The sequence below is a fragment of the Micromonospora sp. D75 genome (genome assembly GCF_018070405.1).
GTDB lineage: Bacteria > Actinomycetota > Actinomycetes > Mycobacteriales > Micromonosporaceae > Micromonospora > Micromonospora chalcea.
Window position 1 is genome coordinate 1 of record NZ_JAGPXV010000215.1, and the last position, 8,692, is coordinate 8,692.

The following is an 8,692-nucleotide window of genomic DNA, read 5'->3' on the forward strand; positions in this document are numbered from 1 at the left end:
GAATCCCAACCAGCAACCATTCCAAAGAACAGCCACCAGTCCGGGGTATAAAACAATTGGCACTGGCTTTACAAGCACCCTGTTGAGTTCTCAAAGAACAACCACACACCAACCAGAAACCCCGCGCTGCGGAGCCCCCGTTTGGGGCAACCTCTCCAACCTACTCGGTCTCACGTTCGACGTCAACCTCGTGTCCGAGGTGATCAACTTGGTTCGACCAGACCCACGCTGACGCTCGCCGTTTCCGGCGTTCGTGGCTCTCGTGGGTTTCGGCGGACCGGCCGGCGTCGCTTTCGCGACCACCCGCCCGGCTCCCTGCCGGCTTTCGAACTCTACCCGGTCGGCTTCGCCTTCGCAACTCCGTGTCCCGGAGTGTCGAGCACCGCCCGAATCTCAGTCTGGCTCGGCGTCGCCGCCACCAGCCTGGCGCCCGTTCTCGGCCGGTTTGCCCCGGCCTCCCGCGTGCAGAGAGAAAGTTACGCGGACCGGCCGTGGAAGGCAAATCAATGATCGTCATTGCCCGAGCGGAGCGCGCGCAGCCGATACCGGCCGGAAAGCACCCGCGGAAGGGATCCCCCGGCGGCGGCCCCGTGCCAGAGTGGTCGGCATGGATGACCCGTCCCCGGTCCCGGCCGTCGCCGAGGACGCTCTGCTCGGCCTCCTGCTGCCGTTCTGGCAGTTGGTGATCGGGGCCGTCGTGCTCGCCGTACTGGTGCTGTCGATCAGACGCCTGGCCCGGCGCGGCCCCTCCCGGATGACCACCGCCCTGCTGGTCACTGCGGCGGCGATCGCCGGAATCGCCGCCCTGGGCCTGCTGTTCGGAGGCTGACCGCGGTCAGAGCCGGCGGTTGGCCAGGCTGGGCAGCTCGGCGCGGATCGTCCGCATCCGCTCCAGGTCGATCTCGGTGACCGCCAGTCCCGGACCGTCGGCGACCTGGCTCAGCACTGTCCCCCACGGGTCCACCACCATGCTCCGGCCGAAGCACGTCCGGCCCGGGTCGTGATCACCGGTCTGGCCCGCCGCCGCCACGAAGCACTGGTTCTCGATCGCCCGGGCCCGCAGCAGCACCTCCCAGTGGTCCCGCCCGGTGTGCATCATGAACGCGGCCGGCACGACGAGCAGTTCGGCGCCGCCGTCGGTCGTGAGCTGCCGGTACAACTCGGGGAACCGCAGGTCGTAACAGATGGACAGGCCCACCCGCAGGCCCTCGACGTCGACCACCACCGGCTTCTCCCCGGGCGCGACGGTTGCCGACTCCCGGTAGGAGACGCGGCCGGGGATCTCCACGTCGTACAGATGGATCTTGCGGTAGGTGGCGGCGAGCGCGCCCTCGCGGTCGAAGACCAGCGAGGTGTTCCAGGTGTGCGCGGGGTCCGGCCCGGCCTCGTGGAACGAGCCGGCGATCACCCACATGCCGAGCCGCCGGGCGACCGCCGCGAAGAACCGCCCCACCTCGCCGTCGACCGGCTCCGCCGGGGGCATCCGGTCGTCGGGGCCGAGGTAGTCGACGTACTCCGGAAGGAGGGCGAGGTCGGCGCCCGCCGCCGCGGCCCTGACCAGCAGGGCCTCGGCGGCGGCGAGGTTCGCCGCCCGGTCGTCGCGGGCGTTGAGCTGGCAGACTGCGACGCGCATGACCCGAGGGTACGGGCGCAGGCGGGCGCGCGACAGGGCTCAGACGCTGGACAGCACGAGCGCGGCGGCGGCGAAGCCGAGTCCGGCCAGTTGCACCGGCCGGAGCCGTTCCCGGTCGACGGCGAGCGCGAGCAGGACGGTGCTCGCCGGGTAGAGCGAGGCGACGGCGGCCACCACGCTCAGGTGGCCGCGTCCGGCGGCGGCGAGGAAGAGCGCGTTCGCTGCCGAGTCGAGCAGGCCGGCGGCCGCGGCCCAGCCGAGCACCCGCCGCCCGAGGCGCAGGCGAGTGCCGGTACGCGCGGCGAGCGCGAGGCCGAACGCGACGGAGCTGACGCGTACCGCCAGAACCGGCCACATGCCGGCGCTCTCGTCGGCCTGGCCGAGCAGCGCGAAGAAGACGCCGAAGAGCAGTCCCGCGGCGAGTGCCATGGCCAGGACGCGGCCGGAGACGCGGCGTGCGGCACCGCGTTCCCCCAGGCTGACCAGCGCGATGGCGACCACGGCGAGCCCGGCGCCGCCCAGCGCCACCGCACCCGGGGAATGGGCGAGGACCAGGCCGGCGACGATCGGCACGATCGCCGCCGTGATCGCGGTGACCGGCGCGACGACGGCCATGACGCCGGTGGCCAGCGCGCGGTAGAGCAGCATGACGCCGCCCGCGCCCGCCACCCCGGCCAGCAGTCCCCAGCCCAGGTCGAGCGCGCTCGGGGTGCCGGGCACGACGAGTACGAGCACGACCAGCAGCGGAATGCTGAGCATCTGCGACACGACGGTGACAGCGATGGGGTCGGCCCATCGGGACGCCTTGCCGCCGGAGAAGTCGGCCGTGCCGAAGGCGAGCGCCGAGACGGCGGCGAGGACAATGGGGAGCACATCGCAGTCGTACCATAATAGTGACCGTGAAGGACAGTGTGATGACCGACGCAAGCGGACGGGTCGGCGCGGTGACCTCAGCGGTCGCCCGGCAGGTACGTGAGTTGCGAGCCGCCCGCGGCTGGTCCTTCGAGGAACTGGCCGGCCGGTCCGGCGTCAGCAAGGGCATGCTCGTGCAGATCGAGGGTGCCCGCACCAACCCGAGCATCGGCACGCTCTGCCGGGTCGCCGACGCGTTCGGCGTCAGCATCGCCCGGCTGCTGGAGCCGGCCGAGGAGAGCACGGTACGGGTCAGCGCTGCCGATGACGCGCCGGTGCTGTGGCGCGGCCCGCACGGCGGCCTGGCGCGTCTGCTCAGTGGGCTCGGCGAACCCGACCTGGTCGAGCTGTGGGACTGGCGGATGGAACCCGGAGAGACGTTGCGCTCCCCCGACCACGCCCACGGCACCCGGGAGATCCTGCACGTGCTCGACGGCGCCGCGACAGTCACCGTCGACGGCGTCGACCACGAGGTACGCGCCGGCGAGACGGTCGAGTTCCACGCCGACCGGGAGCACGGCTACCGGACGGCCGGCGACGAGCCGGTGCGCCTGATGATGGTGGTGGTCACCCCGTCGGGCGAGTGGGACCGGCGGACCCGTTCACGCGGACCGCGCCCGAGCTGACCCGGGCGCGGTCGCGACGGCGGTCAGGCCGACTTCTCCTCGCGGTCCCGCCGGCGCCGGCCGGTGAACTCGCGGGGCACGATCGTCGGGTTGACGTTCTCCAGCACGACCTCGCGGGTGATCAGCACCCGGGCCGCGTCGGGGTTGCTCGGCACCTCGTACATCACGGAGAGGAGCACCTCTTCCATGATCGCCCGCAGGCCGCGGGCGCCGGTGCCGCGGAGCATGGCCTGATCGGCGATGGCCTCCAGCGCGGGCTGCTCGAACTCCAGCTCGACGCCGTCCAGCTCGAACAGGCGCTGGTACTGCCGGACCAGCGCGTTGCGCGGCTCGGTCAGGATCCGCACCAGCGCGGTGCGGTCGAGGCTGCGCACGTTGGTGATCACCGGAAGCCGGCCGATGAACTCGGGGATCAGCCCGAACTTCAGCATGTCCTCCGGCATGACCTGGCTGAAGATGTCGTCGGTCGACCGCTCGGACACCGACCGGAGCCGGGCGCCGAAGCCGGTGCCGCCGGAGCCGGTGCGGGCCTCGATGATCTGGTCGAGCCCGGCGAACGCGCCACCGCAGATGAACAGCACGTTAGTGGTGTCGATCTGGATGAACTCCTGGTGCGGGTGCTTGCGCCCGCCCTGCGGCGGCACGTTGGCGACAGTGCCTTCGAGCATCTTCAGCAGCGCCTGCTGCACGCCCTCGCCGGAGACGTCACGGGTGATCGAGGGGTTCTCCGACTTGCGGGCGATCTTGTCGACCTCGTCGATGTAGATGATGCCCGTCTCGGCGCGCTTGATGTCGTAGTCGGCGGCCTGGATCAGCTTCAGCAGGATGTTCTCGACGTCCTCGCCGACGTAGCCCGCCTCGGTGAGCGCTGTGGCGTCCGCGATGGCGAACGGGACGTTGAGCATCCGGGCGAGCGTCTGCGCCAGGTGGGTCTTGCCGCAGCCGGTCGGGCCGAGCAGCAGGATGTTGGACTTGGCCAGCTCCACGCCGTCGGTGCCGGAGCCCGGGGCGCCGGCGGCCTCGGCCTGGATCCGCTTGTAGTGGTTGTAGACCGCGACGGCGAGCGCCTTCTTGGCCTGCTCCTGACCCACCACGTAGTTGTCGAGGAACTGGCAGATCTCCATCGGCTTGGGAAGCTCTTCCCACTTCACCTCGCCGGACTCGGCCAGCTCCTCTTCGATGATCTCGTTGCAGAGATCGATGCACTCGTCGCAGATGTAGACGCCAGGGCCCGCGATGAGCTTCTTGACCTGCTTCTGCGACTTGCCGCAGAACGAGCATTTCAGTAGGTCGCCGCCGTCACCGATCCGTGCCACCTACGTTCTCCCTGCACTCATCGGCCGGAACGCCGGCCCTGACCTGCGAGCGCCGGAGCGCCCGTCCGTCCTGTCGTTCCACCATGCTGTCGGCTCCACCGATCCGACCGGCGGAGCGGTACAGACCCGACGTTACCCGGTGGCCGGGTTTTCTCCGACCCCCAAAACCGGTGTGTCAGAGGTCGACCGGGAACGATACCCCGGCCGACCTCCGACCACACGTGGCTCAGCCCGCGGCGTGCGACGCCAGCAGACCCTTCTTGCGGCTGGTCAGGATCGTGTCGACCAGCCCGTACTCCTTGGACTCCTCGGCCGTCATGATCTTGTCACGGTCGATGTCCTTGCGAACCTGCTCGATCGGGCGGTTGCAGTGCCGGGACAGCATGTCCTCCAGCTGCGTCCGCATCCGCAGGATCTCCCGCGCCTGGATCTCGATGTCCGAGCCCTGGCCGTAGCCGCCCTCGGTGGCCGGCTGGTGGATGATGATCCGGGAGTTGGGCAGCGCCATCCGCTTACCCGGGGTGCCCGCGGAGAGCAGCACCGCCGCCGCGCTCGCCGCCTGCCCGAGGCAGACGGTCTGGATGTCCGGGCGGACGTACTGCATGGTGTCGTAGATCGCCGTCATGGCGGTGAAGGAGCCACCGGGCGAGTTGATGTACATGATGATGTCGCGGTCCGGGTCGGTGCCCTCCAACGTCAGCAGCTGGGCCATCACGTCGTTGGCCGACGCGTCGTCCACCTGCACGCCGAGGAAGATGATCCGGTCCTCGAAGAGCTTGTTGTACGGGTTGGACTCCTTCATCCCGTACGACGTGCGCTCGACGAACGACGGCAGGACGTAGCGGTTGTGCACGGCCGCGAACTGGGGCGGCAGGCTCAGGTCGGTCATCGTCAGCTCCTCGGTCAGCTCAGGGTCCCGGCGCCATCCGGAACCTGCGCGGCCCCGATGATCACCTTGTCGATGAAGCCGTAGTCCATGGCCTCCTGGGCGGTGAACCAACGGTCGCGGTCCGAGTCGGCCTCGATCTGCGCCTGGGACTGGCCGGTGTGGAACGCGACCCGCTCCTGGAACATCCGCTTGGTGTAGAGCATCTGCTCGGCCTGGATCGCGATGTCCGACGCGGTGCCGCCGAGGCCACCCGACGGCTGGTGCATCATGATCCGCGCGTGCGGCAGGGCGTAACGCTTGCCCTTGGTGCCGGCGCAGAGCAACAGCTGGCCCATCGAGGCCGCCATGCCCATCGCCACTGTCGAGACGTCGTTGTCGATGTACTGCATGGTGTCGTAGATCGCCATGCCGGAGTAGACCGAGCCACCCGGCGAGTTGATCCAGAGGAAGATGTCGCGGTCCGGGTCCTCCGCGGCGAGCAGCAGGAGCTGCGCGCAGATGCGGTTGGCCACCTGGTCGTTCACCTCGCTGCCCAGGAAGATGATCCGTTCCTTGAGCAACCGGTTGTAGACCGAGTCGTCGAGGTTGCCAATGGAGTCGCCACCGCGGGCCTCGTTCACCCGGAGCGACTTCTTGGGGATGTGCATGTCGGTCATGGCAGCCCTTCGCTCTCCGTACCGTCCTACCCGACACTAACCGCTCAGCCGGGAGGCGTACTCCCGGTCGGGGCACTGTTCGCTCTCAGCGCAGTCACCCGCACGGCGTACCCCGGAAAGGGTTTCGGCCGCCTCCCGGCGCACAGCGCGGGACGGCGGCCGACACCCCCGACGGTCAGTGCTGGTGGTCGTGCTCGGCCTCGTTCTGGGCCCGCAGCGCGTCAAGGGAGACCTCGTTGCCCGCCGAGTCCTTGATCTTGATCTTCTCCATCACCGCGGCGAGCGCCTTGCCCCGGCGGACGTCGCCGAAGACGGCCGCGGCGGCGCCGGAGCGGACCAGCTGGTCGTAGTACTGCTGCGGGGCCATGCCGGCGCGCTGCGCCCGGTGCACGATCTCGTGACCGAACTCGTCGTCGGAGACCTGCACGTCCTCGGCGTCGGCCAGCGTGTCCAGCAGGAGCTGGATCTTGACGCCGTCGGTCGCCGCCTCGGTCAGCTCGGCGTCGATCTGCTCCTCGGTCTTCTCCTCCGCCGCGAGGTACTCCTCCAGGGAGGCGCCGATGCGCTCGAGCTGGTCGACCATCGCGGCCTTGCGGCTCTCGACCTCCTCCTTGACGACGCCCTCGGGCGCCGGCACCTCGGCGGCGGCCACCATCTGCTCCAGGGCCTTGTCGCGGGCGGCGTAGATCTGCTCGACCTGCTTGCCCCGGGTGATCCGCTCCCGCAGGTCGCCGCGCAGCTCGTCGATGGTGTCGAACTCGCTGGCCATCTGCGCGAAGTCGGCGTTGAGCGCGGGGAGCTCCTTCTCCTTGACCGTGCGGACGGTCACCGCCACGTCGGCGTCGCGGCCGGCGTAGTCGCCACCGACGAGCTGCGTGGTGAAGGTGGTGCTGTCGCCGGCGGCCAGGCCGACCAGCGCCTCGTCCAGACCCGGCAGGAGCTGCTTGCTGCCCACCTCGTGCGAGATGTTGCTCGCCGAGCCGCCCGGGACCTCCTCACCGTCGACCGTGGCGTTCAGGTCGATCTGCACGAAGTCGCCCTCCTGGGCGGCCCGCTCGACGGTCTTCAGCGTGGCGAAACGCTCGCGCAGGCTGTTGATCTGCTCGTCGATCTCGCTGTCGGCGATCTCGATCTCGTCGACGGTCACCTCGATGGTGGCCGGGTCCGGCAGGGTGATCTCCGGCCGGACGTCCACCTCGGCGGTGAAGTTGAGCGAGTCGCCGTCGTTGAACTCCGTGATGTCGACCTCGGGACGGCCCAGCGTCTTCAGGTCGTGCTCCCGGACCGCGGCGAGGATGTTCTGCGGGATGGCCTCCTGGATCGCCTCGTTGAGGACGGTCCCCCGGCCCACCCGCTGGTCGATCACCGCGCTGGGAACCTTGCCCCGGCGGAAGCCGGGAACCTGGACCTGCTGGCCGATCTCCCGGTACGCCTTCTTGAGGCTCGGCTCGAGCTCGACGAACGGCACCTCGATGGCGAGCCGCACGCGCGTCGGGCTCAGAGTCTCGACGGTGCTCTTCACAGGCGTACTCCTTGACGGATCTGGGTGTTGATTCTGGGGCGTGATTGCGCGCATCGAGTGTAGGCGAGCCGGCCGACGGCATCGGCAGGGCCCGGGCACCGCGCGGAAAAAACCGGCGGTTCCCGGGACGATCCGGTCGCGAACGACAGTCGGGGTGGCGGGATTTGAACCCACGGCCCCTCGCTCCCAAAGCGAGTGCGCTACCAAGCTGCGCCACACCCCGTGGCGACGAAGAGTGTATGCCGTCCGGTCCCCCGCGCGGGTGACCGGGGCGCGGCGCGGCGGTCGGCGGGCCGCCGCCGGGCCGCCGCCGAGCCGCCGCTGGGCCGCCAGTTCGGGGAAGTGGCTGGGTCCGAGGGCCCGGGAAGGCGCCACCTCGCCGAGGTGGTGTGGATCTTGACGGTCCGCGGCGAGCGCGGGGTATGCGCTTCGCGGCGCCAACCCGGATTGGGTACGCTGTCGGCGCGCCCTGCTGTGGTGGGGCGCTCGCGGGCGTAGCTCAATGGCAGAGCTTCAGTCTTCCAAACTGACGGTGCGGGTTCGATTCCCGTCGCCCGCTCCACCCACGAAGGCCCAGGCAGACCGCATGATTGCGGCACCTGGGCCTTTCGCTTGCGTGGGGCGGATCTTGCGACCATCCGCAGCCCCCGGTCGACAGCGACGGGTTTCGTTACCGATCCGGTCAGCATTCCTGCGCACCGATCTCCGGACACCGGGCAGAGCGTCATGACCGCTACGCGCAGGAGGCCGCTGGGCGTACTCGAACTGTCAGCACTACCGAACATCGGCGAGGAGCACTGGGTCCACCGGATGCGGCAGTCCGGGCTGGCGGACCTCATGCCGTCGCTGCGGGACACCGTCTGGGTCGGGCTGAGCGCCGTCGAGGTCGTCTCCGAGGGGCAGTGGAGGTGGTTCCCCGCGTGAGCACCCGCCCATGCCGCGATCAGCGCGCCGCGTACCCCAGGTCGGTCGCCGGCAGGCGGCGCCGCAGCCAGGTGACGACGAGTTCGTCGAAGCCCGGTGCCCGCTCGGCAGGGGTGTAGCGACCCTCCTTCACCTGCGCGGGTCCGTCGCCCGTGTAGACGCGGATGCTGTGGTCGGCGCCGGGGAAGACCACAGTCGTGTGATCGGCGTGGCC

General features: G+C 69.9%; 10 protein-coding genes and 2 tRNA genes. 4 read left to right on the top strand and 8 right to left on the bottom strand.

Translation table 11 applies throughout. The annotated features are described in order from the left end of the window. Positions 1–607 precede the first annotated feature (607 nt). Positions 608–829, top strand: a complete 222-nt coding sequence (locus tag KBX39_RS15015) for a hypothetical protein (RefSeq protein WP_013288029.1) — start codon at positions 608–610, stop codon at positions 827–829. Positions 830–835: 6 nt separating this feature from the next. Here KBX39_RS15015 and KBX39_RS15020 read toward each other — a convergent pair whose 3' ends face one another. Together KBX39_RS15020 and KBX39_RS34070 are read right to left on the bottom strand one after the other, a co-directional pair. Beyond that, positions 836–1,633 carry a carbon-nitrogen hydrolase family protein gene (locus KBX39_RS15020; protein WP_210871133.1) on the bottom strand — a complete coding sequence of 266 codons (798 nt, stop codon included), beginning with the start codon at positions 1,631–1,633 and terminating at the stop codon, positions 836–838. 39 nt (positions 1,634–1,672) lie between these two features. Then, on the bottom strand, positions 1,673–2,506 hold the full coding sequence (locus tag KBX39_RS34070; protein WP_104115220.1) for an EamA family transporter: 834 nt from the start codon (positions 2,504–2,506) through the stop codon (positions 1,673–1,675). Positions 2,507–2,547: 41 nt separating this feature from the next. On the opposite strand from KBX39_RS34070, the gene KBX39_RS15030 reads away from it, so the two are divergent. Next, positions 2,548–3,171 (top strand): helix-turn-helix domain-containing protein, encoded by a 624-nt coding sequence (locus KBX39_RS15030; protein ID WP_113974832.1) that lies wholly within the window; start codon positions 2,548–2,550, stop codon positions 3,169–3,171. A 23-nt stretch (positions 3,172–3,194) separates the two neighbouring features. Here KBX39_RS15030 and clpX read toward each other — a convergent pair whose 3' ends face one another. From clpX to KBX39_RS15055, 5 genes are all read right to left on the bottom strand, one after another. Continuing rightward, positions 3,195–4,487 carry an ATP-dependent Clp protease ATP-binding subunit ClpX gene (gene clpX, locus KBX39_RS15035; RefSeq protein WP_018786885.1) on the bottom strand — a complete coding sequence of 431 codons (1,293 nt, stop codon included), beginning with the start codon at positions 4,485–4,487 and terminating at the stop codon, positions 3,195–3,197. Positions 4,488–4,713: 226 nt separating this feature from the next. Beyond that, the gene (locus tag KBX39_RS15040; RefSeq protein WP_013288034.1) at positions 4,714–5,376 is read right to left on the bottom strand and encodes an ATP-dependent Clp protease proteolytic subunit; all 663 of its coding nucleotides are present in this window, start codon (positions 5,374–5,376) and stop codon (positions 4,714–4,716) included. 14 nt (positions 5,377–5,390) lie between these two features. Further along, positions 5,391–6,032 (bottom strand): ATP-dependent Clp protease proteolytic subunit, encoded by a 642-nt coding sequence (locus KBX39_RS15045; RefSeq protein WP_013288035.1) that lies wholly within the window; start codon positions 6,030–6,032, stop codon positions 5,391–5,393. A gap of 175 nt (positions 6,033–6,207) precedes the next feature. Then, positions 6,208–7,554, bottom strand: coding sequence for a trigger factor (tig, locus tag KBX39_RS15050; RefSeq protein ID WP_210871135.1), 1,347 nt, complete (start codon positions 7,552–7,554; stop codon positions 6,208–6,210). Between the two features lie 149 nt (positions 7,555–7,703). Beyond that, positions 7,704–7,777: transfer RNA gene (locus KBX39_RS15055), tRNA-Pro, on the bottom strand. Between the two features lie 265 nt (positions 7,778–8,042). On the opposite strand from KBX39_RS15055, the gene KBX39_RS15060 reads away from it, so the two are divergent. Together KBX39_RS15060 and KBX39_RS15065 are read left to right on the top strand one after the other, a co-directional pair. Further along, a tRNA-Gly gene (locus KBX39_RS15060) sits at positions 8,043–8,116 on the top strand. 164 nt (positions 8,117–8,280) lie between these two features. Further along, on the top strand, positions 8,281–8,478 hold the full coding sequence (locus KBX39_RS15065; protein WP_064448630.1) for a hypothetical protein: 198 nt from the start codon (positions 8,281–8,283) through the stop codon (positions 8,476–8,478). 19 nt (positions 8,479–8,497) lie between these two features. On the opposite strand, the gene KBX39_RS15070 is transcribed toward KBX39_RS15065, so the two are convergent. Continuing rightward, on the bottom strand, positions 8,498–8,692 hold a 195-nt coding region (locus tag KBX39_RS15070; RefSeq protein ID WP_210871136.1), incomplete at its 5' end, for a hypothetical protein.

Excerpts from the sequence above, each read along its gene's own strand:
- KBX39_RS15015 (WP_013288029.1), top strand. The coding sequence starts at position 608 with ATGGATGACCCGTCCCCGGTCCCGGCCGTCGCCGAGGACGCTCTGCTC.
- KBX39_RS15020 (WP_210871133.1), bottom strand. The coding sequence starts at position 1,633 with ATGCGCGTCGCAGTCTGCCAGCTCAACGCCCGCGACGACCGGGCGGCG.
- KBX39_RS15030 (WP_113974832.1), top strand. The coding sequence starts at position 2,548 with ATGACCGACGCAAGCGGACGGGTCGGCGCGGTGACCTCAGCGGTCGCC.
- KBX39_RS15040 (WP_013288034.1), bottom strand. The coding sequence starts at position 5,376 with ATGACCGACCTGAGCCTGCCGCCCCAGTTCGCGGCCGTGCACAACCGC.
- KBX39_RS15045 (WP_013288035.1), bottom strand. The coding sequence starts at position 6,032 with ATGACCGACATGCACATCCCCAAGAAGTCGCTCCGGGTGAACGAGGCC.
- KBX39_RS15065 (WP_064448630.1), top strand. The coding sequence starts at position 8,281 with ATGACCGCTACGCGCAGGAGGCCGCTGGGCGTACTCGAACTGTCAGCA.